General features: G+C 66.2%; 19 protein-coding genes and 1 riboswitch. Of the genes, 11 read left to right on the forward strand and 8 right to left on the reverse strand.

Translation table 11 applies throughout. The annotated features are described in order from the left end of the window. The first annotated feature begins 4 nt into the window (after positions 1-4). Positions 5-832, forward strand: a complete 828-nt coding sequence (locus tag ACIPRS_RS05010) for a class I SAM-dependent methyltransferase (protein ID WP_446537723.1) — start codon at positions 5-7, stop codon at positions 830-832. A 155-nt stretch (positions 833-987) separates the two neighbouring features. Beyond that, entirely contained in the window at positions 988-1,338 is a 351-nt protein-coding gene (locus ACIPRS_RS05015; protein WP_446537724.1) for a hypothetical protein, read from the forward strand. 46 nt (positions 1,339-1,384) lie between these two features. Here ACIPRS_RS05015 and ACIPRS_RS05020 read toward each other — a convergent pair whose 3' ends face one another. From ACIPRS_RS05020 to ACIPRS_RS05030, 3 genes are read right to left on the reverse strand one after another with little or no spacing between them, the layout of a single operon-like run. Beyond that, positions 1,385-2,437 carry a metal-dependent hydrolase gene (locus tag ACIPRS_RS05020; protein ID WP_446537725.1) on the reverse strand — a complete coding sequence of 351 codons (1,053 nt, stop codon included), beginning with the start codon at positions 2,435-2,437 and terminating at the stop codon, positions 1,385-1,387. A gap of 32 nt (positions 2,438-2,469) precedes the next feature. Beyond that, positions 2,470-3,288, reverse strand: coding sequence for a UDP-2,3-diacylglucosamine diphosphatase (locus tag ACIPRS_RS05025; protein WP_446537726.1), 819 nt, complete (start codon positions 3,286-3,288; stop codon positions 2,470-2,472). Further along, positions 3,285-5,012 (reverse strand): lysophospholipid acyltransferase family protein, encoded by a 1,728-nt coding sequence (locus ACIPRS_RS05030; RefSeq protein ID WP_446537727.1) that lies wholly within the window; start codon positions 5,010-5,012, stop codon positions 3,285-3,287. The genes ACIPRS_RS05025 and ACIPRS_RS05030 overlap by 4 nt, the downstream gene beginning before the upstream one ends. A gap of 211 nt (positions 5,013-5,223) precedes the next feature. Here ACIPRS_RS05030 and metK point away from each other — a divergent pair, with 211 nt between their 5' ends. The 3 genes from metK (at position 5,224) to ACIPRS_RS05045 (ending at position 8,959) form a co-directional block, all read left to right on the forward strand. Continuing rightward, on the forward strand, positions 5,224-6,435 hold the full coding sequence (metK, locus tag ACIPRS_RS05035; protein ID WP_192200270.1) for a methionine adenosyltransferase: 1,212 nt from the start codon (positions 5,224-5,226) through the stop codon (positions 6,433-6,435). 126 nt (positions 6,436-6,561) lie between these two features. Beyond that, a complete protein-coding gene (locus ACIPRS_RS05040; RefSeq protein ID WP_337730554.1) occupies positions 6,562-7,059 on the forward strand; it encodes an acyl-CoA thioesterase in 498 nt (165 codons plus the stop codon). Between the two features lie 40 nt (positions 7,060-7,099). Beyond that, positions 7,100-8,959: an ATP-binding cassette domain-containing protein gene (locus tag ACIPRS_RS05045; RefSeq protein WP_446537728.1), complete on the forward strand. Its 1,860-nt coding sequence runs from the start codon at positions 7,100-7,102 to the stop codon at positions 8,957-8,959. A gap of 169 nt (positions 8,960-9,128) precedes the next feature. Here the strand turns inward: ACIPRS_RS05045 and ppc are convergent, their stop codons facing one another. Continuing rightward, entirely contained in the window at positions 9,129-11,852 is a 2,724-nt protein-coding gene (gene ppc, locus ACIPRS_RS05050; protein ID WP_446537729.1) for a phosphoenolpyruvate carboxylase, read from the reverse strand. A gap of 154 nt (positions 11,853-12,006) precedes the next feature. Next, positions 12,007-12,086: riboswitch (S-adenosyl-L-homocysteine riboswitch) on the forward strand. Positions 12,087-12,121: 35 nt separating this feature from the next. Here ppc and ahcY point away from each other — a divergent pair. The 4 genes from ahcY (at position 12,122) to ACIPRS_RS05070 (ending at position 18,041) form a co-directional block, all read left to right on the forward strand. Continuing rightward, entirely contained in the window at positions 12,122-13,561 is a 1,440-nt protein-coding gene (ahcY, locus tag ACIPRS_RS05055; protein WP_446537730.1) for an adenosylhomocysteinase, read from the forward strand. A gap of 210 nt (positions 13,562-13,771) precedes the next feature. Then, positions 13,772-15,172 carry an MFS transporter gene (locus ACIPRS_RS05060; RefSeq protein ID WP_446537731.1) on the forward strand — a complete coding sequence of 467 codons (1,401 nt, stop codon included), beginning with the start codon at positions 13,772-13,774 and terminating at the stop codon, positions 15,170-15,172. After that, a complete protein-coding gene (locus ACIPRS_RS05065; protein WP_446537732.1) occupies positions 15,169-17,541 on the forward strand; it encodes a GH36-type glycosyl hydrolase domain-containing protein in 2,373 nt (790 codons plus the stop codon). The genes ACIPRS_RS05060 and ACIPRS_RS05065 overlap by 4 nt, the downstream gene beginning before the upstream one ends. Then, the gene (locus ACIPRS_RS05070) at positions 17,538-18,041 is read left to right on the forward strand and encodes a gluconokinase (protein WP_446537733.1); all 504 of its coding nucleotides are present in this window, start codon (positions 17,538-17,540) and stop codon (positions 18,039-18,041) included. Before ACIPRS_RS05065 ends, ACIPRS_RS05070 begins: the two co-directional genes overlap by 4 nt. A gap of 56 nt (positions 18,042-18,097) precedes the next feature. On the opposite strand, the gene ACIPRS_RS05075 is transcribed toward ACIPRS_RS05070, so the two are convergent. After that, positions 18,098-18,655, reverse strand: a complete 558-nt coding sequence (locus tag ACIPRS_RS05075; protein WP_446537734.1) for a DUF3228 family protein — start codon at positions 18,653-18,655, stop codon at positions 18,098-18,100. 133 nt (positions 18,656-18,788) lie between these two features. Here ACIPRS_RS05075 and metF point away from each other — a divergent pair, with 133 nt between their 5' ends. Together metF and ACIPRS_RS05085 are read left to right on the forward strand one after the other, a co-directional pair. Then, complete coding sequence (gene metF / locus ACIPRS_RS05080; RefSeq protein ID WP_446537735.1) at positions 18,789-19,622, forward strand: methylenetetrahydrofolate reductase [NAD(P)H]; 834 nt, start codon at positions 18,789-18,791, stop codon at positions 19,620-19,622. 98 nt (positions 19,623-19,720) lie between these two features. Continuing rightward, positions 19,721-20,314: a hypothetical protein gene (locus tag ACIPRS_RS05085; protein WP_446537736.1), complete on the forward strand. Its 594-nt coding sequence runs from the start codon at positions 19,721-19,723 to the stop codon at positions 20,312-20,314. A 343-nt stretch (positions 20,315-20,657) separates the two neighbouring features. Here the strand turns inward: ACIPRS_RS05085 and ACIPRS_RS05090 are convergent, their stop codons facing one another. The 3 genes from ACIPRS_RS05090 to ACIPRS_RS05100 are packed head-to-tail and all read right to left on the reverse strand — an operon-like array spanning position 20,658 to position 23,207. Continuing rightward, positions 20,658-22,040 (reverse strand): sensor histidine kinase, encoded by a 1,383-nt coding sequence (locus tag ACIPRS_RS05090; RefSeq protein ID WP_446537737.1) that lies wholly within the window; start codon positions 22,038-22,040, stop codon positions 20,658-20,660. Further along, positions 22,027-22,710: a response regulator transcription factor gene (locus ACIPRS_RS05095; RefSeq protein WP_055936695.1), complete on the reverse strand. Its 684-nt coding sequence runs from the start codon at positions 22,708-22,710 to the stop codon at positions 22,027-22,029. The genes ACIPRS_RS05090 and ACIPRS_RS05095 overlap by 14 nt, the downstream gene beginning before the upstream one ends. A gap of 2 nt (positions 22,711-22,712) precedes the next feature. Then, on the reverse strand, positions 22,713-23,207 hold the full coding sequence (locus tag ACIPRS_RS05100) for a hypothetical protein (protein ID WP_446537738.1): 495 nt from the start codon (positions 23,205-23,207) through the stop codon (positions 22,713-22,715). Between the last annotated feature and the right edge of the window lie 96 nt (positions 23,208-23,303).

Below are 23,303 nucleotides of genomic sequence, written 5' to 3' on the forward strand. Positions count from 1 at the left end.
GCCCATGTCCGAGAACGATGAACGCCCTGCCTACCTTCATGGATTCTCGTCGGTCGAACAGGCGCGCCTGATGAAGCAGGCGCGCCTGCTCGAAAGCACGCTGTTCAACCATGTCGACTACACCGGGGCACGCCGGTTGCTGGAGGTCGGTAGCGGCGTGGGGGCTCAGACCGAGATCCTGTTGCGCCGCTTCCCCGACGTGCACGTGACCTGCGTCGACCTCAACGACGTGCAACTGCAGGCCGCGCGGCAGAACCTGGCCACCATGCCCTGGTGCCGCGACCGCTACAGCCTGCAACAGGCGGATGCCAGCCGGCTGCCTTACGGCGCGCGCGAGTTCGACGCTGCCTTCCTGTGCTGGATCCTCGAGCATGTGCCGAACCCGGCACGCGTGCTGAGCGAAGTGCGCCGCGTGCTGGCACCCGGTTCGCCGATCTACATCACCGAAGTGATGAACTCATCGTTCCTGCTGCATCCCTATTCGCCGAATACATGGCGCTACTGGATGGCATTCAACGACTTCCAGTACGACAGCGGCGGCGACCCGTTCATCGGCGCGAAGCTGGGCAACCTGCTGCTCGCCGGCGGCTACCGCGACGTCGCCACCGAGATCAAGACGGTGCACTTCGACAACCGCGAGCCGGCACGGCGCAAGGACATGATCGCGTTCTGGGAAGAACTGCTGCTGTCGGCGGCCGACTCGCTGGTCGAAGCCGGCCGCGTGACGCAGGACGTCGTGGACGGCATGCGCCGGGAAATGCGCGACGTGCAGAACGACCCGGATGCGGTGTTCTTCTATGCGTTCGTGCAGGCGCGCGCAACGGTTTACTGATGAAGGTATACGCACGCTAAACATGACCTGAGTCACCGTGCTTTCCGGCACTGGGGCGTGCAGCCATGCAGCGCGAGGATGGGCATGCCGGTTCCCCCGCCGGCCTGCGGAGTACCGCAGCCAACAAGCGGTAATCACCTCCCCTGGAGGCTGTCATGAATGCAAGAACCCCGCTCTTCGTCGCCTTGTTCGCCCTGCCCTTCTCCGTGCAGGCCGGCGACAGCATCAAACAACTTGCCGAGTACACCGGCATGAGCGAACGCAAGGTACAGATGGTGATCGGTCCGCGCACCGCTTTCCCGGAATATCGCGCTTCCTACCAACGCGCCGCCACCCAGTTCCGTGCCGCGGTGGGTGAAGACAATTTCCGGCGGGCGTTGAACGGCGAGTCGTTCGTTCTGGAACGCCGCACCGATTCCAGCCCGCAGCAACGTGTTGCGGTGGACGCGGTGCCGGCAGCGCAACCCGCGGACCCCGTCCGCAAGGAACGGCTCACTGGCTCCTGACGCCTCGCCTGTCCCACGGGGCTGACGCGCCGGCTTCCACGACGCGTCAGCCGATGGCGGACCGCAATGGCTCCGTTGATGGATGACGGATGCGATGCCACATGGCGGCAACCAATTGCAGCAGCCCTTCCGTGCCCGACACGGGCGCGGCCCAGGGCTGTTGCACCGGCGTCACCGGAGTCCACGCTCCGTCGCGTCGCTCGGCCACTTCAAAGCTGAAGCTGTAGTCCGGCTCCAACCCCATTCGCAGATCCGACAGCACCAGGCGATCCTGCTGCACTCGCGCGCGCATGAAGCCGCGGTTGAACCAGGACAGCCGCTGGACCGCCGGAACAGCGTGCGCCTCCGCCAGTGCCTGCACGTTGGACGGATAGCCGCGGAACTGCAGCGGACCGTCATCGGCCAGGACGGATCGCTCCGCCTCCACGTATCCGGACGGCGTCATCGCCACCACGCGCCACAGCAGCGTATTGAACGGCATCGGCACGGAGAAGCGAGGCGCAGCGCCCAGCCCCATCGAGGCAAGCGTCCGCCCCGCCTCGCGATCGACCATGGCCTTGGCCAGCAGCGACCACCCCAGGTATGCGCTGCTCAATACCAGACCGACCGCGAGCGCGCGTTGCGCCGCGGCGCGTTCGCGCAGGAACCACGCCACGATGCAGGCCACCAGCAACCACACCGTGTACAGCGGATCGATGATGAAGACGCTGGACCACATGACCGGCGGCGGCGTCAGTGGCCACCACAGCTGCGTGCCGTAGACAGTAAAGGCGTCCAGCAGCGGATGCGTGACCAGGGCCAACTGGATGGCCCAGAACCACCGCGTCGGCGATGCGGCAACCCGCCCATTGCCGAACCGCTTGAACAGCCACCAGACCAGCCAGCCGACCAGGGGCAACACGAATAGCGAATGGCTGAAACTGCGATGCACGGTCATCAGCGTGACCGGGTTGTCCGAGAACAATGCGATGGGCAGGCTGTCGAGGTCCGGCAGCGTGCCGAGGGCCGCGCCGGCGAGCAGCGCGGCACGGCGATGCGCGGCGGGGGCGATGGCGGCGGCGATGGCACCGCCGAGGACGATCTGGCTGAGGGAATCCATGCGGCGATCCTAGCAGCCGCCGAAGGGATTCCTCACGCCGCGCGCGGCACGTCCTGCGGGACGAGGCGCAGGCGCGGCGCAACCTCGGCCAGCACCTTGCCACTATGCGAGAGCAGGCACAGGGTGCCGTCGGCCTCCTCGCTGAGCGCGGTAAGGCTTTCGACCCAGTCGCCGTCATTCGCGTACAGCAGACCATCGCGCTGGAGCAGCGACGCGCGATGGATGTGTCCGCAGACGATGCCGTCCAGCCCGCGGCGCCGCGCATCGTCCAGGCCCGCCTGCACGAAGCGGGCGATATAGCGCTCGGCCGCATCGCTCTGCCGCTTCAGGTATTCCGCCAGCGACCAGTAGCGCAGGCCGAGTCGGCGACGCAGCTGGTTGGTCAGCCGGTTGCCGGTGAGGATGCGATAGTAGAGCCAGTCGCCGAACTTCTCCTGCAGCCCGCCGAAGTGGGTGATGCCATCGTAGTCGTCGCCATGCGTCACCAGCAGCCTGCGTCCGTCCAGGGTGGTGTGGATCGCACGACGCCTGACCTGCATCGCAGGCAGCATCAGGCCGCAGAACCGCCGGATGGGCCGGTCGTGATTGCCGGGGACATAGATGAGTTCGGTGCCGTTGCGTGCCAGCGCGTGCAGCGCCTCGACGACCCGATTGTGGGCCGCATCCCACGACGCGCGGCGCTGCGCCATCCACCACAGGTCGACGATATCTCCCACCAGATACAGGCGTCTGCAGCGCAGGCCGGCGAGGAAGTCGGCGAACTCTGCTGCATGGCAGTGCTTGGAACCGAGGTGAACGTCGGAGACGAAGACCGCGCGCCGCATCGGGGGTGGCGCGGCCAGCGGGCTCATGCCGCCGTCTCCATCGGACGCCACGCGTCGCCGAGGTAACGTTCCCGCTTCCTCGGCCGGATCCGGTGCAGGTCCACTTCGATCAGGCCATCGATGGAGTCGCTGAAATCAGGATCGACGCCGAACGCGAGGAAGCGTGCACCACCGGGTTCGCACAGGTCGGTGTACTGCTTGTAGAGCATCGGTACGGTCGCCCCCAGCGTGTCCAGGTTGGTCTTCAGCACGCGGAACGCGGTGTCGGCATCCAGCGCATCGAAGCGGGGGGGCGTGGCGGTGTAGCGGAACGGATGGCGCGAGCGTGCTTCGCCGTTCGGGTCGCCGTAGTAGTGGGCGTAGTACGCGACGATCTGCTCGCGCGCATCCAGCGGCAGCGCCGCACTCATCGACACTGCGCCGAACAGGTAGCGCACGCGCGGATGGCGGCGCAGGTACGCGCCGATGCCCTGCCACAGGTAGTCGATGCTGCGGCTGCCCCAGTAGTCGGGCACCACGAAACTGCGCCCCAGTTCCATGCCGGCGGCCAGGCGAGGCAGGGCGTCGTCCGCATAGTCGAACAGCGAGGCCGTGTAGAGGCCCTTCAGGCCCTGCGCCGCCAGCACCGGCGCGCCGCGCGCGATCCGGTAGGCGCCGGCGATCTTCCGCTGCGCGGCATCCCACAGCACGATGTGCTCGTACCACGCGTCGAAGGCATCCACGTCCATCCGCTTGCCGGTGCCCTCGCCCACGGCTCGGAACGTCAGCTCGCGCAGACGCCCGATCTCGCGCAGCAGCGCCGAGCCTCCGGCCAGGCGCCCCACGCAGATGCGCTTTCCATCGCTGGTTTCGCCCAGCACGTCGAGCGAAGCGATGCAGGCTTCGAGCGCTTCCGGCGCCAGCGCATCGACCAGGGGCTCCAGTGGCTCGCCAGCGTCCGGCGCGGGCAATTCCACCCCGCCCCCCAACGCGTACAGCGCCTTGCGCACGCGCAGGATCTGCGCAGCGGCATCCTCCTGCGCATCCATGCGCAGGCACTGCCCCACATGCAACCGCAGGCGCCGCTGATGGCGACGGAACATCTCGCGCGCAAGCAACGCCGTGCCGGCCGGCTTGAACAGCGCCGATGCACCGTAGAACAGCGCCGAATTGCGCGCTTCCACCCTTATGGGCAGTACCGGAGCGGCTGTCGTGCGGGCGAAGCGGAGGAAGCCCCGGCGCCAGCGGGTGTCGCGCACGCCCCGCGGGCCAAGCCGGGACACCTCGCCGGCGGGAAACACGATCACGCACTGCTCGGCTTCCAGCGCCTGTTCGACCGCGCGCACGCTGTCCGCGCCCGGCTTGCCACCAAGGATGCGGACCGGCAGCAACAGGCTGGTCAGCGGTGCGATCCCCGTCAGGAAGTCATTGGCGACGATCTTCACGTCACGCCGCACACGACCGACCAGTTGCAGCAGCGCCAGGGCGTCCAGCGCACCGGAAGGATGGTTGGCCACGATCAGCAACCGGCCCTGCGCCGGGATGCGCCGCTCCGCAGCGGGGTCGACGGTCGGCCGCAGGTTGAGGTGGTCGATGGCGGCATCGACGAAGTCGAGTCCGTGCAGGTGGCCGTGATCGGCCAGGAAGGCATACGCCTGGTCCAAGCGGGACCAGCGGCCCAGGGTGCGCAGCAGTGGCCGGGTCAGCCCGGCGCGACGGCCGCGGAACCAGTGCGGATAGCGTTCGACGATCTGCTGTTCCAGGGGGCGCATGGTCGTGGCAAAGCCTGGCGGCGGGGTTTCGCCGCGCAGCCTGCGCCTGGCCGGCGACAGCCCGGTTTCCGTTTTCTGGCAGTCAGGTGACAGCGGAGCCGTGATCCCCGCTTAACCCGCGGCAACCCTGAACAACGCAGAATGCACGCACCGCCTCCGGCGTGTATCATGCGCGCCCATCTTTTCATCCGAATCAAAGGATATAAGCCTGATGTCCAGCTACCTGTTCACCTCCGAATCGGTCTCCGAAGGCCATCCGGACAAGATCGCCGACCAGATTTCAGACGCCGTGCTGGACGCGATCCTGGCCCAGGACAAGCGCGCACGCGTGGCCTGCGAGACGCTGGTGAAGACGGGCGCCGCCATCGTGGCCGGCGAAGTCACCACCACCGCCTGGGTGGACATCGAGTCGCTGGCGCGCAAGGTCATCAATGACATCGGCTACGACAATTCGGACGTCGGCTTCGACGGCCACACCTGCGCCATCATCAACATGCTGGGCAAGCAGTCGCCGGACATCAACCAGGGCGTGGATCGCAAGAAGCCGGAAGAACAGGGCGCTGGCGACCAGGGCCTGATGTTCGGCTACGCCTGCAACGAGGCGCCGGAATTCATGCCGGCCCCGCTGTACTACAGCCACCGCCTGGTGGAACAGCAGGCCAAGGTGCGCAAGAAGGGCAAGCTGAAGTGGCTGCGCCCCGACGCCAAGTCGCAGGTCACCCTGCGCTACGACGGCAACACCGTCCTGGGCCTGGATGCCGTGGTGCTGTCGACCCAGCATGATCCGGACATCAAGCAGAAGGACTTGATCGAGGCCGTGCGCGCCGAGATCCTGGTCCCCGTGCTGCCGAAGAAGTGGCTGGACGCGCTGCCGAAGAACAAGGTTCACATCAATCCGACCGGCAAGTTCGTCATCGGCGGCCCCGTGGGCGACTGCGGCCTGACCGGCCGCAAGATCATCGTCGACAGCTACGGCGGCATGGCCCGTCATGGCGGCGGCGCGTTCTCGGGCAAGGATCCGTCGAAGGTGGACCGTTCGGCCGCTTACGCCGCGCGTTACGTGGCCAAGAACATCGTGGCCGCCGGCCTGGCCGACAAGTGCGAAGTGCAGGTCTCCTACGCCATCGGCGTGGCCGAGCCGACCTCGATCTCGGTGACCACCTTCGGCACCGGCAAGGTCGGTGACGACGTGATCGAGAAGCTGATCCGCAAGCACTTCGACCTGCGCCCGTACGGCATCACCAAGATGCTGGACCTGGAGCACCCGATCTACCAGCCGACCGCCAGCTACGGCCACTTCGGCCGCAAGCCGCGCGAGATCAGCTACGTGGACGGCGCCGGCAAGAAGCAGACCGCGACCGCCTTCTCCTGGGAGAAGACCGACCGCGCCGAGGCCCTGCGCAAGGATGCCAAGCTGAAGTAACCGCCGCAGGACATCGCGACGACGGGAACGGGCCGCTCACGCGGCCCGTTTTCTTTCCCGGCGACGGGTCGCACGCCCCACGCCGGGATCGGTTAGCCTGCGCGCCTCACCTTGCGGAGGCGTGCCATGGAATCGCTGAAGAGCCACCAGCTCACGATGACGGTGCTGATGACGCCCGACATGGCCAATTTCTCCGGTAAGGTCCACGGCGGCGCGATCCTCAAGCTGCTGGACCAGGTGGCCTACGCCTGCGGCAGCCGCTACGCCGGCAAGTACGTGGTCACCCTGTCGGTGGACCAGGTGATGTTCCGCCAGGCCATCAACGTGGGCGAGCTGGTGACCTTCCTCGCCTCGGTCAATCACACCGGTACCTCGTCGATGGAGATCGGCATCAAGGTGGTGGCCGAGGACATCCGCAAGCAGAGCGTGCGCCACGCCAACAGCTGCTTCTTCACCATGGTGGCCGTGGACGACGAGGGCCGCACCACCCCGGTGCCGCCGTTGGAGCCGACCACACCGGACGAGATCCGACGCTTCGCCGCCGCACGCCTGCGCCGCCAGTTGCGCGAGGAAATGGAACGGCGGCACGCCGAACTGGGCATCCGGGCAGCGGAAAACGCCTGAACCGCCGTTTCGGCCGGCGCACGCCGGCTACAATACGCACATGTCCTTGATGCAATTCCAGCGGGTCGACTTCAGTGTCGGCGGGCCGCTTCTCCTCGAACACGTAGACCTTTCCATCGAACCCGGCGAGCGCGTCTGCATCGTCGGCCGCAACGGCATGGGCAAATCCACGCTGATGCGGCTGATGGCCGGCGAACTGAAGCCCGACGACGGCGAAATCCGCGTGCAGAACGGTGTCGTCGTCGCGCGCATGGCGCAGGAAGTCCCGCAGGACACGCAGGGCACGGTGTTCGATGTGGTGGCCGAAGGGCTGGGCGACCTGGGCCAGTTGCTGGCGCGCTACCACCATGCACTGCACGACGGCGACATGGACGCGATGGGCGAGGCGCAGGCACAGATCGAGGCGCAGCATGGCTGGGACCTGGATCTGCGCGTGCAGCAGGTGCTGACGCGCCTGGAACTGCCCGAGGAGACCGACTTCGCCGCCCTGTCCGGCGGCATGAAGCGGCGCGTACTGCTGGCGCAGGCCCTGGTCCGCAAGCCCGACATCCTGCTGCTGGACGAGCCGACCAACCATCTGGACATCGAAGCGATCGCCTGGCTGGAGGGCTTCCTCAAGCAGTTCGAGGGCAGCATCGTCTTCGTCACCCACGACCGCAGTTTCCTGCGTTCGCTGGCCACGCGCATCGTCGAGATCGATCGCGGCCAGCTGACCAGCTGGCCCGGCGACTACGACAACTACCTGCGTCGGCGCGAGGAGCGCCTGCATGCCGAAGCGCAGGAGAACGCGCGCTTCGACAAGCTGCTGGCGCAGGAAGAAGTGTGGATCCGCCAGGGCATCAAGGCGCGCCGGACGCGCAACGAAGGCCGCGTGACCGCGCTGAAGGCGATGCGCCGCGAACGCGCGCAACGGCGCGAACTGTCCGGCAACGTCCGGATGGAAGTGGCCAGTGCGCAGAATTCCGGCAAGAAGGTCATCGAGGCGAAAGGCATCACCCAGGCCTACGACGGACGCGTGCTGCTGGACGATGTGTCGGCCACAATCATGCGTGGCGACCGTGTCGGCATTGTCGGCCCGAACGGCGCCGGCAAGTCGACGCTGCTGAAGATCCTGCTGGGCGAACTCGCCCCGCAGCACGGCGAAGTGAAGCTCGGCACCGGGCTGCAGATCGCCTACTTCGACCAGCACCGCAGCCAGCTGGATGAATCGCGCACCGCGCTGGAGAACGTGGCCGAAGGCAGCGACTTCGTCGAACTCAATGGCAGCCGCAAGCACATCATCGGCTACCTGCAGGACTTCCTGTTCTCGCCCGAGCGCGCACGCGCGCCGATCACCCGCCTGTCCGGCGGCGAACGCAACCGCCTGCTGCTGGCCAAGCTGTTCGCGCAGCCGTCCAACCTGCTGGTGATGGACGAACCGACCAACGACCTGGACGTGGAAACGCTGGAGCTGCTGGAAGAACTGCTGCTGGACTACAAAGGCACGCTGCTGCTGGTCAGCCACGACCGCGACTTCCTCGACAACGTGGTCACCAGCACCCTGGTGCTGGAAGGCGAAGGCAGGCTGGGTGACTACGTGGGCGGCTATTCGGATTGGCTGCGTCAACGCCGCATGCCGGCCGCGACCTCCGGATCACCCACCAAGCCGACGCTCTCGCAGCAGCCCGAACCTGTCGCCGCCAAGCGCAAGCTGGGCTTCAAGGAAGCCCGCGAACTCGAACAGTTGCCTGCGCGCATCGAGGCACTGGAAGGCGAGGTCGCGAAACGCACGCAGGCCATGAACGACCCGGCTTACTATCAGCAGCCTCCTGCCGACCTCCAACGCGCCAACGACGAACTCGCGGCGAAACAGGCGGAACTGGACCACGCCTACCAGCGCTGGTCGGAGCTGGATGGGTGAGCAGTGGCTTCACTGTAGGAGCGACGTGAGTCGCGACCGCAGGCGTTGACTGCCGGCGACCGTCGCTGCATCCGCCGCCCCATCGATCGCGTCTTCTCTCTGTTTCGATCCACCGCAACCGGATAGCGTGCGGTCGCGACGTACGTCGCTCCTACAACGGCAGGTTCGCTCACCCGGTGTTCTGCACGCCCTGTGACACACCGTTGATGCTCGCCACCAGTGCGTGCAGCAATGCCTCGTCCTCGCGCCCGCTCGCGCGCCAGCGCTTCAGCAGGTCGGCCTGCATGACGCTGATGGGATCGATGTAGGGGTTGCGCAAGCGGATGGACAGCGCGAGGCGCTGGTCGTGCTGCAGCAGCCATTCGTTGCCGTTCAGCGCCAGCACCCAGTGCAGTACCGAAGCATGTTCGCGCTGCACCTGCGGGAAGAACACGTCGTGCAGGTCACCCGCCATGCGCGAGTACATCTCGGCAATGCTCAGGTCGCCCTTGGCCAGCACCATCGATACGTCGTCCAGGAAGGTCTTGAAGAACGGCCAATCGCGCGCCATCTCGCGCAGCGCGTCTTCGCCGTAGGCGTCCGCAGCTGCCTGCAGGCCGGCGCCCACGCCGTACCAGCCAGGGATCACCGCGCGTGCCTGGCTCCAGGCGAACACCCACGGAATCGCGCGCAGGTTGCCGAGTGCCGCGTCCTGCCCCAGGCGTCGCGAGGGACGCGAGCCCAGCGTCATCCGCTCGATCACATCGATCGGCGTGGCGCTGCGGAAATAGTCCATGAAGCGCGGCGACTGCACGAACGCGCGGTAGGCCTGCGTGCTCTCGCTCGCGACCAGCGCCATGATTTCGCGCCAGCGTGCTTCGCGCGGTTCCGGTGGACGCGGGCGCAGGCTGGACAGCAACACGGCGCCGACGGACTGTTCAAGCGAGCGCAATGCCAGCGCACGGATGCCGTACTTGCGATGGATCACTTCGCCCTGCTCGGTCACGCGCAGGCGGCCGTCGACGCTTCCGCGCGGTGCCGCTTCCAGCGCGCGCGAGGTCTTGCCGCCCCCGCGGATGATCGACCCGCCACGGCCATGGAAGAACGTCAGCTTGATGCCGAGTTCCTGCGCGGCATCGACGAGATCCACCTGTGCCCGCTGCAGGCCCCAGCGCGAGGCGGCGATGCCGCCGTCCTTGCCGCTGTCGGAGTAGCCCAGCATCACCATCTGCACGTTGTCGCGCGCTGCCAGGTGGGCGCGGTAGACGGGGTCGGCCAGCAGGTCGCGCAGCACGTCGGTGCCATGCCCGAGGTCGTCGATGGTTTCGAACAACGGCGCGATATCGAGCGGCACCTGCCCTGCGTCGTCGACCAGCCCGCCCCGCCGCGCCAGCGCCAGCACGGTCAGCACGTCGGCGCGACTGTGCGCCATGCTGATGATGTAGGTGCCCAGCGCGTCGGTGCCATGGCGCGTACGCGCATCGGCCAATGCACGGAACACGGCGTCGAGGCGTTCGTTCCCTTCCTGATCGGATGCGGGCAATGCCTTGTCGCCGTGCGCGTAAGGCCCCAGCAGCGCCGCACGTTCCACGGTGTCACGGTTTTCCCACCCGCCGTCGCCGAGTGCGGCCGCCACGGCGCGCGCGTGCACGCTGGATTCCTGGCGCACATCCAGCCGAGCGAGATGGAAGCCGAAAGTCCGCACGCGCCACGCCAGCCGGCGCACGGCGAACCAGCCGGCATGGATGCCGCGGTTGGCTTCCAGGCTGTGCAGGATCAGATCGATGTCGTGCGCCAGTTCCTCCGGCGAGGCATAGCCTTCGGCGCGGTCTTCCAGCGTGGCCTGCAGGCGCGCACGCATCAGGTCGTTGAGCAGGCGGTACGGCATGTCGCCATGGCGTGGGCGCGACTTCTTCACGGCCTCCGGCATCAGCGCGCGATACGCCTCCACGCGCGCGGTCACGTCGGACGACACCCCGATGATGGAACTGGACTGGCTGAGCAGCGTGGTGAGCTGGCGCAGTTCCTTCAGGTAGCGCGTCAGGATCGCGCGCCGTTGCGCATCCAGCGTGGCGGTGACGGTGCCGGCGTCGACGTTGGGATTGCCGTCCATGTCGCCGCCGACCCAGGTGCCGAAACGCAGCACGCGCGGGAGGTGCGCGGTGACCTGCGGCGCAGCGCCGTAGACCTCGGTGATCGCGTTCTCCAGCGTTTCATACAGCACCGGAATGACCCGGTAGAGCACTTCGATCAGATAGAAGCCGACATGCTCGCGCTCGTCTTCAACGCCCGGGCGTACGGGCGACGAGTCGGCCGTCTGCCAGGCCGAGGTCAGCGCCATGCGGAAGCGTGCCGTATCGGTCGCCAGCTCGCCCGGCGTGCGCGTGCCATCCAGCCCGTTGATCAGGCTGGCCACCATCAGTTGCTCCTTCTCCAGCAGCGCCCGGCGCACGGCTTCGGTCGGATGGGCGGTGAACACCGGCTCCACATCGATGCGCGGCAGCCACTGCGCCAGCTCGTCCAGCGTCACGCCCTGCGCCTTGAGCTTGGACAGGGTGTCGTGCAGGCCGTCGGGCTGCGGCCGGGCGCTGCCGGCCCGCTGGTAGTCGCGGCGGCGGCGGATGCGGTGGACGCGCTCGGCGATGTTCACCACCTGGAAGTACGTGCTGAAGGCGCGGATCAACGATTCCGCCTGTTCGGGCGGTTGGCCATCCAGCAGGCCGGCCAATGATTGCGGCGGATCGCCGGTCTGCCGGCGCGCGATGGCCGTGGTGCGTACACGCTCCACGCCCGCCAGGAAGTCCGGCGACACCTGTTCGGCCAGCATGTCGCCGACAAGGGCGCCCAGCCGGCGCACGTCTTCACGCAGGGGGACGTCGGGCGGAGCGAATTCGAGACTGCGGGGGCTGTTCATGCGCGGCGCGTGGATCCCGTCGTTCGTTTGGCTTGTATTGGTATTGCCCGGAAGGACAATTGGTCTGCTGCAGGGCAACAATCCAAGCCTACCCGATCAGGCAAACCCGTGCGCCATCGTTTCATCCGGAACAAGCGATATATAATGGCCGCCCTTCGCCGAGGGGCGCTGCGACCGTGACCATGGAGTCCGGCCAGGCTCGGTGGAATGAACCTGCAACGGCGCCCGGATAACCTGCGACCCTGATCGCACAGACCGGAGCAAGAGCCATGAACGCAGTACGCACGTTTTCGACCGAGGGCGACTACAAGGTCGCCGACATTTCCCTGGCCGACTGGGGCCGCAAGGAACTCGACATCGCCGAGCACGAGATGCCCGGCCTGATGTCCATCCGCCGCAAGCACGCCGCCGCCAAACCGCTGAAGGGCGTGCGCGTGACGGGCTCGCTGCACATGACGATCCAGACCGCCGTGCTGATCGAGACGCTGAAGGACATCGGCGCCGACGTGCGCTGGGCCTCGTGCAACATCTTCTCCACCCAGGACCACGCCGCCGCCGCGATCGCTGCCACCGGCACGCCGGTGTTCGCATGGAAAGGCGAGACGCTGGAGGAATACTGGGACTGCACGCTCGACGCACTGACCTTCACCCTGCCCGACGGCACCCAGACCGGTCCGGAACTGGTGGTGGACGACGGCGGCGACGTCACTCTGCTGATCCACAAGGGCTATGAGCTCGAGAACGGCAGCGACTGGGTCAACACCGCCTCGGGCAACCACGAGGAGCAGGTGATCAAGGACCTGCTGAAGCGCGTCGCCAAGGAGCGTCCGGGCTACTGGACCCGCGTGGTCAAGGACTGGAAGGGCGTGTCCGAAGAGACCACCACCGGCGTGCACCGTCTCTACCAGATCGCCGAACAGGGCAAGCTGCTGGTGCCGGCGATCAACGTCAACGACTCGGTCACCAAGTCCAAGTTCGACAACCTGTACGGCTGCCGCGAGTCGCTGGCCGACGGCCTGAAGCGCGCGATGGACGTGATGCTGGCCGGCAAGCTCGCCGTGGTCTGCGGTTACGGCGACGTGGGCAAGGGCTCGGCGCACTCGCTGCGGGCCTACGGCGCCCGCGTCATCGTCACCGAGATCGACCCGATCTGCGCGCTGCAGGCGGCGATGGAAGGCTTCGAGGTCAACACCGTCGAAGACAGCCTGGGTCTGGCGGACATCTATGTCACCACGACCGGCAACAAGGACATCATCACCCTCGAGCACATGAAGGCGATGAAGGACCAGGCCATCGTCTGCAACATCGGCCACTTCGACAACGAAATCCAGGTGGACGCGCTGTACGCCTCGGAAGCCAAGCGCATCAATATCAAGCCGCAGGTCGACAAGTTCGTGTTCCCCAACGGCAACGCGATCTTCCTGCTGGCCGAAGGCCGCCTGGTGAACCTGGGCTGCGCCACCGGCCACCCGAGCTTCGTCATGTCGAACTCCTTCGCCAACCAGACGCTGGCGCAGATCGACCTGTGGGCGAACAAGGACGTGTACGAGAAGACCGTGTACCGCCTGCCGAAGCAGCTCGACGAGGAAGTCGCGCGCCTGCACCTGGAGAAGATCGGCGTGAAGCTGACCACGCTCACCAAGGACCAGGCCGACTACCTCGGCGTGGCGGTCGAAGGCCCGTACAAGCCGGACCACTACCGCTACTGATCGCGGCGGCGGTTTCGCTGCACTACCGGAACGGGCGCCCCAGGGCGCCCGTTCTGCATTGCGTGACGGAATGCGCTTTACCGTCACCGTCACCACACCCCGGCGCTTGCCTCCCCGGCGCGATCATCGCAAGCTTGGCCGCCGTTTCGGTTTGCGCCGGGCACTGTCCTTCGTGACCCGTCGCGCAACGACGTCAATCCGGGAGTGGACATGCAACGCGACCAGGGGAGCGGCGGCACCGCGCACCCCGCAAGCAAGGCAACACCAGCAACGGAACCCCGCCTGGGCGAAAAACTCGGCTACGGCGTCGGCGATTTCGGCTTCAATCTGTATTGGGCCAACATCTCGGCGTTCCTGCTCATCTTCTATACCGACGTGATGGGACTGGCGGCTGCTGCGGTCGGCACGATGATGCTCGTCACCAAGGTGGTGGACGCCATCACCGATCCGCTGATGGGCGCGCTGGCCGATCGCACGCGCAGCCGGTTCGGCCGCTTCCGGCCCTACCTGCTTTATGGCGCATTGCCGATGGCATGCGCGGGCGTGCTGACCTGGACCGTGCCCGACCTGGGCGACGGGGGAAGACTGGTGTGGGCGTACGCGACTTTCACCCTGATGATGCTCGCCTATACGGTGCTGAGCATTCCCTACTCCGCGCTCTCCGGCGTCATCACCGCCGACAGCCAGCAGCGCACGCAGTTGATCAGTTTCCGCTTCATCGCCGCCTTCGCCGGCACGATGGCGGTGAACTGGCTCACGCTGGATCTGGTGCGGTGGCTGGGGCGCGGCGACGAGGCGCTGGGCTGGCAGTTGACGCTGTCGCTGTACGGCGTGATCGCCACGGCAGCATTCGTCACCGTGTTCCTGACCACGCGCGAGCGCGTCGCGCCTCCACCGCAGCAGCGCAGCGCGATCCGGCAGGACATCGCGGACCTGCTGCACAACCGGCCGTGGATGGTGCTGTTCGCGCTGGCGCTGATCATCATGGTGACCATCGTGATGCGTGGCGGCTCGCTGGCGTATTACCTCAAGTACCACCTCGAGCGGCCGGAGCTGACCGGTCTTTTCCTTGGCACCTATGCGCTGGCCCTGGCCGTGGGCGCCGGACTGACGCCCCTGATGACCCGCTACGTGGACAAGCGGCGATTGATGGCATGGCTGATGGCGGGCGTCGGCGTGGTGAGCTGTGCGATGTTCTTCATCCCCCCTGACGCGGTCTGGCTCATGTTCACGCTGAACCTTCTGGTCGGACTGATGCTGGGGCCCAAGTCACCCCTGGCCTTTTCGATGTACGCCGACTGCGCCGACTACACCGAATGGAAGACCGGTCGGCGCGCCACCGCGATGACCTTCGCCGCGGCGACGTTCTCGCAGAAGCTCGGTGGCGCGCTGGCGTCGGCGACCATCGCCTGGATCCTGGCCGGGATGGGCTACGTGGCCAACGCAGCGCAGTCGGATGCCTCGCGGCTGGGCATCGTGCTGCTGCTGACCGTGATTCCCGGCGCCGTCGCCCTGCTGGCGGCGTGGGTCATGCGGTTCTATCCGCTGGATGGCGCCACGTTGTCGCGGGTCCAGGCCGAACTGCAGTCCCGCCGGGAGGCATCGGCATGACGGACGTGCCTTGCGGCTTCGAAGAGCAGGGCCGTCGCTTCGTCCTGACCAGCCCCACGGCGATGCCCGCCGCGTCCACGTTCCTGTGGAACCGGAGGATGCTGCTGCAGCTAAACTGCCGCGGGTTCGCCACGGCGCAGTTCATGCAGCCGGAGCCCGCCAAATACGCGCATGCACCGACGCTGGAGGCCAAGACCTTCATGCAGCCGGAGCAGCCGTACTACGCGCATCACCCGGGCCGCTTCTGCTACGTGAAGGACGAGGAGGACGGCGGACTTTTCTCCGTGCCACACGAACCGGTGCGACGGATGCCGGAGGCATTCGCGTTCTCCGTCGGCCTGGCCGATGTGGCGTGGCGCGTGCGATGCGCCGGCATCGAGGTCGAGATGGGCGTGGTGTTGCCGGTCGACGAGGTGGCGGAGTTGTGGACGGTGCGCGTGCGCAACCGGTCGGGGCGTCGACGACGCCTCAGCCTGTATCCCTACTTTCCGGTCGGCTACATGTCGTGGATGAACCAGTCGGGCAGCCATCGCGCCGATCTGGGCGGCATCGTCTGCGCCAGCGTCACGCCTTACCAGAAGGTCGAGGATTACTTCCGCAACCGCGACTTCAAGGACCGCACCGTCCTGCTCTACGAGCGGACGCCGGATGCATGGGAAGCCCACCAGGCGAACTTCGAAGGCGAAGGCGGATTGCATGCGCCGCAGGCCATCGTCGGCCAGGATCTGCTGGGCGGCGGCGATGCGGCCTATGAAATGCCCACCGCCGTGCTGCAGTACCGGGTGGACCTCGCGGAGGATGAGGTACAGGAGTACCGCTTCCTGTTCGCACCGGCGCGCGATGACGACGAGATCCGGCGCCTGTGCGAACGGCATCTGTCGAAGGAAGCGTTCGCGGGAGCGACGGCAGGCAGCGCGGCCTACGTCGACGCGGGCACGGGATGCCTGCACATCGAGACACCGGACCCGTGGCTGGATGCGTTCGCCAACCACTGGTTGCCGCGCCAGGTCTACTACCACGGCGACGTCAACCGCCTGACCACGGACCCGCAGACGCGCAACTACCTGCAGGACCACATGGGGATGGGCTTCCTGCGTCCGGAAGCCGCACGGGCGGCGTTCCTGCACGCCCTGTCGCAGCAGGAGCCTTCCGGGGCGATGCCGGACGGCATCCTGCTGGTGGAAGGTGCCGAGCTGAAGTACATCAACCAGATCCCGCACACCGATCACTGCGTGTGGCTGCCGATCTGCCTGCGCGCGTACCTGGACGAGACCGGCGACGACGCCATCCTCGACGCCCTGGTGACCGACCGCCATGGAGAAACGGTCAGCGTGTCCGAGCGCATCACGCGCGCCATGCGCTGGCTGCTGCAGGCACGCGACGCGCGCGGCCTGAGCTATATCGCGCAGGGCGACTGGTGCGACCCGATGAACATGGTCGGCTGGCGGGGACGCGGCGTGTCCGGCTGGCTGACGCTGGCCAGCGCCTATGCATTGAAGCAGTGGACGGAGATCTGCGCGCGCCGCGGCGACGACATGCTCGCCGACGAGTTCCGCGTGGGCACGCAGGCGTGCAACGCCGCCATGAACGCACACCTGTGGGACGGAGACTGGTACGGGCGCGGCATCACCGACGATGGTGTCGCGTTCGGCGTCAGCGGGGATGGCGAAGGCCGCATCTTCCTCAACCCGCAGAGCTGGGCCGTCCTCAGTGGCGCGGCCGACGCCGACAAGCGCGCGCGCATGCTGGCCGCCGTCGACACGCACCTGGTGTCGCCCTACGGCGTGACCATGTATGACCCGCCGTACACCCGCATGCGCGAGGATGTCGGACGGGTGACGCAGAAATTCCCCGGCACGGCCGAGAATGGCGCGGTCTACAACCATGCGGCGGCGTTCTATCTGTACAGCCTGTACCAGGCCGGCGACGCCGACCGTGCATGGCAGATACTGCGCGCGATGCTGCCGACGCCGGACGCCGCCGATTGCCTGCAGCGTGGCCAGTTGCCGGTGTTCGTGCCCAACTACTACCGCGGCGCATGGCGCCTGCACCCGCGCACCGCCGGCCGCTCCAGCCAGCTCTTCAATACCGGCACGGCCGCCTGGCTGTACCGCTGCCTGGTGGAGGAACTGTTCGGTTTGCGGGGCGAAGGCGATGTGCTGCGGATTGCGCCGCAGCTGCCTTCCCATTGGCCATCGGCACGCGCAACGCGCCGCTTCCGGAGCGCCGTGTTCGAAACGCACATCGAACGGGTTCCAGGTCTCGCGCGGATGCGCGTCGCACTGGACGGTAAATGGCAGCACGACCATGCGATCCGCGGTATCGAAGCCGGACGCACGTACCAGGTGCGGGTGGAACTGCCGGCATGAGCGGCATCCGGGTCGCCGTGGTGATAGGCGTGTCAGGCAGTGGCAAGACCACGCTGGCGCACGCATTGGCCGACGCCTGGCCCGCGACGTTCCTGGATGCCGATGATTTCCACAGCATCGCCGCGAAGGTGCGCATGGCCGGCGGGCTTCCCCTCACCGACCGCATGCGGGCCCCTTGGGTGCGCCGCATCGCCCTGGAGCTGCAGCGCCGCGTGGCGGCAGGCGAACGCGTGGTGCTGGCGTTCTCCGGCCTGCGCCGACGTCACCGCGATAGGCTGCGTGCGACCGGGTTGCCGTTGCGCTTCCTGTTCCTGCACGGCGACAAGCGGCTCATCGCCGCACGGATGCACGCGCGCAGCCGCCACTACATGCCCGCGTCGCTGCTGGACAGCCAGTTTGCCGCGCTGGAAGAACCCACTGCGGAGACCGATGTAGTCCGGCTCGGCATTGAACAGTCACCGGCGGTGCAGCTGGACCAGGCGTTTGCGGAGCTGCAATGACGTTCTGCGTGCAGTAGATGGCCACCGCGTGAATGCACGGCTTCCCGCATCGCGCATCAGGGGCGCCAGTTGGCGTTGCGGTCCCAGAACGCCACGCTCCGCCGGTAGGCCTCGGCATCCAGCGGCACGCCCGAGCCACCCTCCTCCACGCCCAGCGCATTGCGCATCATCGTGATGGGCGCCATGGGGATCTCGTGCGGCGTGGCGGTGTAAAGGCAACCCACCACGCCCCAGTCGCCGTCGATCGGCGCCTTCTCCTTCGCCAGCTGCGCGGCGCTGTACAGGATGACGATCAGGTAGTCGGCCACCGGCGGTTCGACCCCTTCGAACCAGCGCACCAGCACGGGCAGTTCCGCCGACGAGCGCGCTTCGTAGGCCGACCGCAGCAGATGCCGGTTGTCGTCGGTGATGGGCACGGTCAGGCAGCGGGTCGCCGTCCAGTTCCGGTGCACATGCAGGCGACAGAATGGTGCATAGCCAGCGAGTACTTCGAACGGCTTCTCATCGTTAAGGCGTTGCTCGAATGCCTCCGGGGTGCAGTCCTGGATGGCATTGCGGCGCCTGTCGGCCGGGAACAGGCGGGTACGGGCGAAAGGGGTCAGGACGATGGTCATGCGGCAGGCGAAGGTGGGAGGGCGACAGGGTAGCGGCGCGGGCCCACTGCGGGATACGGCCCCGCGCCACAAAGATGCATCATTCATCCGGATGAAGAGATATAATGCCCCCACGATCCGACGGGCGCCCTCCATGCCATCCATCAGCTTCGAGTTCTATCCCCCCAAGACCGATGAGCAGCGCACGCAGCTCGATCGCACCGCGGACAAGCTGAAGACGCATGCGCCCGACTACGTGTCCTGCACGTTCGGCGCCGGCGGCTCCACGCTCAGCTACACATCGGAAACGGTCCGGCACCTCAACCAGCACCACGGCTTCGACGCCGCGCCGCACCTGTCGTGCGTGGGGGGCAGCCGCGAAGAAATCCGCGAACTGCTGCGCCTGTACCGCGCGCTCGGCTGCAAGCGCATCGTCGCCCTGCGCGGCGACCTGCCTTCCGGCATGGGGCATCCGGGTGATCTGCGCTACGCGTCGGAGCTGATCGAATTCATCCGCGCCGAACACGGCGATGCCTTCCATATCGAAGTCGGTGCGTATCCCGAGACGCACCCGCAGGCAGAAGACGCGCTGACGGACCTGCACCACTTCAAGGCCAAGGTCGATGCCGGTGCCGACGGCGCGATCACGCAGTACTTCTACAACCCGGATGCGTACTTCCACTTCGTGGATGCGGTGCGCAAGCTCGGGGTGGAGATCCCGATCATCCCGGGCATCATGCCGATCTCCAACTTCACCCAGCTGCGTCGCTTCTCCGAAGCATGCGGCGCGGAGATCCCGCGCTGGATCGGCAAGCGCATGCAGGCACTGGGCGACGATGCGGACGCCATCCGCGACTTCGGTGCCGACGTGGTCGCCAGCCTGTGCGAACGCCTCGTCGCCGGCGGCGCACCCTCGCTGCACTTCTACACGCTCAACCTGGCCAAGCCCACCCAGACCGTGCTGGCGCGATTGGGCTGGGGCCGTTGAGCGTCGGCCACCGGGTCCGTCCTTCCGGCAGGTGAACGACCTCCCATTCCGTGCGCTTGCGCCATGACCTGGACGCAGGCGCGGATTAGGCTGGCCACATGCGTTCCCTGCCCTGTCTTGCCCTGCTTTGCCTGGCCCCGTGGACTTGCCTGAAGGTGCATGACGCGCGTGCGCAGCAGCAGGGCGTGCAGCGCTGCAGCACGATGTCCGGCCAGACCGTCTACACCGATAAGCGTTGCGAGGACATCGGCGCGATGGACCGGCTGCCGTCGGGCGACACGCCCACCGCCGCGACGGGCGCCCTCTACCGTGGAGGTTGCTCCCGCACGCTCAGCGACCTGGTGATGCAGGTCTCGTCCGCCATCCAGGCGAAGGACGTGAACCGCCTGGCCGGCGTTTACCACTGGACCGGCACATCAGACGCCACCGCACTGCGCATCCTCGACCGGCTCGATGCGGTCACCCAGCGTCCGCTGGTCGACATCGTCCCGGTCCGGCCAGCACCTGCACCAGTGCTGGATGCCACCGGACAGGTGGTCGACGCCAACCAGGATGGCTATTACCCGCACACCGCGCAGCGGCAGCGTCCCATCGGCCTGCGCGTGGTGCAGACGCTGAAGAACAGCGCCACACCCGCCGACACCACGTTCGGCCTGCGCAGGGCCTACAACTGTTTCTGGATAACGCTGTAGGACTGCATATGTGCTCTTAGACTTCACCATCTTAGGATGGCGCACTCAATGTTAATTGCTTCTGCTCATAGGAGCACACTACATTGATGACGCCTAAACCTAGGCGAACACAGAAAAGGATCTGATGTATGCGTAATCTGACCAATCACGAAACGAGAGCAGTATCGGGCGGCACTGAGTCCCCCAAGGATGCTGGAACAACATCAGGCCCCAATCCGTTCAACAGCCCTGGCGGAACCGTGCCCACCATTCACTTCGAAGAAGATGTTCCTTCAGGAAACCCCTTTAAGGACTAATCCCGTCAAAGGTGCCTTCCAATGTTTCGCGAAGGCACCACGTTCCGTCACTTCACGCCGGAAGCCTCCTCACCAGCCACACCCCCAGCTTGATGAACAGTCGAATGGGTGGAGAAGCGCAGCGTGGCCACCACACCCTTTGGCTCGCCCGGCTGCACACCGACCTGCCAGCCGTACAGCGCGCATAGCCGGCTGACGATCGACAGACCAATGCCACCACCCTGGGAATGGCCGGCGTGGGTACCACGGTAGCCGCGTTCGAACAGCCGTGCGGCGTCTTCCTTGCTGAGTCCCGGACCGGAATCGACCACTTCCACCGCATCCGGCAGCAGGCGCACGACCACTTCGCCTTCCTTGGTGTACTTTACGGCGTTGCCAATCAGGTTGCCGAGGGCCACCGACAGCGCGGCTTCGGGCGAGTCGACGGTCACTCCGCCCTCGCCCTCCACGCGCAGCACCAGTGGCTTGCCGCCCAGCGTGGCACGGTGCGCATCGAGCAACTGGTCGACCACGCGCGCGACATCGGTGTTGCCATGGCCACGCTCGTTGCGCGACAGCAGCAGCAGCGCGCTGATCAGGTCCGTGCATTGCTGCTCGGCGCGCTGGATGCGCTGGATGCGGGTGCGCGTCTTCTCGTCCATGTCAGGGCGCGACAAAATCAGCTCGACCGAGCCGCGGATGATGGCGAGTGGCGTGCGCAGTTCGTGGCTGACGTCGGCGTTGAACTCGCGGTCGCGCTGGACCACTTCGGTAAGGCGCCCGGAATAGTCGTCCAGCGCCTTGGCGAGTTCACCGACCTCATCCTCGGGAAAGTGGGATGCCAGCGCGCGAGGGTTGCTGCTGCCTCGATAAGAACGGAGACGTGCGGCGAGTTCGGAAACGGGGCTCATCACGCGCGAAGCCGACCACCAGCCCACCAAAAGCGAAAACATAGTGAATACAGCAATCGAGCCATAAACTGCTCGCTTGAATTGAACTTCCGCGCGTGCTGTCTGACCCATGTCGTAAGCAAGGAAGAACCAAACCTGCGGGGTCTTCCTCACGCCGAGCTTGAAGGGGTAAGGCCTCCCATCGTCGCCGATGTCGGTAATGTTGTGGATACCGTCAGGCAGCGCATACCACTCAGGCTTGTTGAGTCTGACGCTTTCGAACTTGTCAGGCAAATAGTAGTACGCCTTCACCTGCTCGAACGGCGCGCCTATGACCTGACCATCGCTCTCGGCGAAACGTCGCCATGATTCGTCCAGATTGCGGTTCATGACGTCTTCGACCAACTGATCCTCGACGCGCTGTCGCGCAACGATGGTCGCGTAAGCGAACAGGACCGTCAATCCGAAACCCAACAGCACGAACGACAGGATGATGCGGGTGCGCAGCCGCCGCCGGAAGCGGCGGTGGCGACGGGGTTTCGGCGACTCAGCTGCTGGCATCGGGCGCGGCGATGCGGTATCCGATGCCGTGGCGGGTCTGGATGTACGGGCTGTCGAACGGCTTGTCCACTACCGCACGCAAGCCATGGATGTGCACACGCAGGGAATCGGAGTCCGGCAATTCCTCGCCCCAGACGCGCGTTTCAAGCTCCTGGCGCGTCACCACGGCGGGAGACGCCTCCATCAAGGCCTGCAGGATCTTCAACGCAGTGGGATTCAACTGCAGCAGCTTGCCCTGGCGGCGCACTTCCAGCGTATCCAGGTTGTACTCCAGCTCGCCGACCTCCAGCACCCGCGTCTGCACGCCCTTGCCGCGCCGGGACAGCGCATTCAGGCGCACCTCGACCTCCTGCAATGCGAACGGCTTGATCAGGTAGTCGTCGGCACCGGAATCGAAGCCGGCCAGCTTGTTGTCCAGCGAGTCCCGCGCCGTCAGCATCAGCACCGGCGTCTGCTTGCGGGCTTCGTTGCGCAGCTTGCGGCAGACCTCCAGCCCGTCCATGCCGGGCAGGTTGAGGTCGAGCACGATCGCATCGAACTCATGCACGACCGCCAGGTGCAGTCCGGTCACACCGTCGGCCGCGAAGTCCACCGTATGACCCCGCTCCTCAAGGTAATCACCAAGGTTGGCGGCGATGTCGCTGTTGTCTTCGATAACCAGGATTCGCATTTTCAGAGATTCGGGTCAAATTGCTGCGAGCGGAAATTCTTGTCCATTTCATTCTGTGCCTCTTCGCGGTGACGTCGGCGTTCGGCAACCGTAATGCAATGGGTCGTGGAGCGCCTCGTGCCGACGGCCTTCTCCTTGGTACACACCAGGCGACTCTCTTCGCCCGCATGGGTCAGGATGGCGTTGATCAATTCCTGATCATTCAGCAACGTCGCCCGCTGCTCTGCGGACAGACCTTCAACCGATCCGTCCGTGCTCGCCAACTGGCTGGACATGCGGCTCAAGGCTTCCTTCACCTTGGCCGAATCCTGGGCGCTGATTTCGCCATATTTCTCGCCTCCCGCCAGATCGCGGAGGATCTGCTGCTGTTGCACACCAAAGGGCGACTGGATATTAAGTTTGCTGGCAGCGCCTTCGCGTGAAGACAGGGAATCAATCTTGGCGTGCGCTACGGATGACGTGGTCAGCAATAAGCCCAGAACAATCGCCTTAAGCATGCTTTGAATCTCCTGATGGGTGGCTGGGAGCACGATCAAACACGTCTGGGAAACACGACCCGGGCGACTCGAATGCCAGGCCATTCAAGCGCTCGC

It is taken from the genome of Pseudoxanthomonas sp. LARHCG66 (assembly GCF_052871755.1).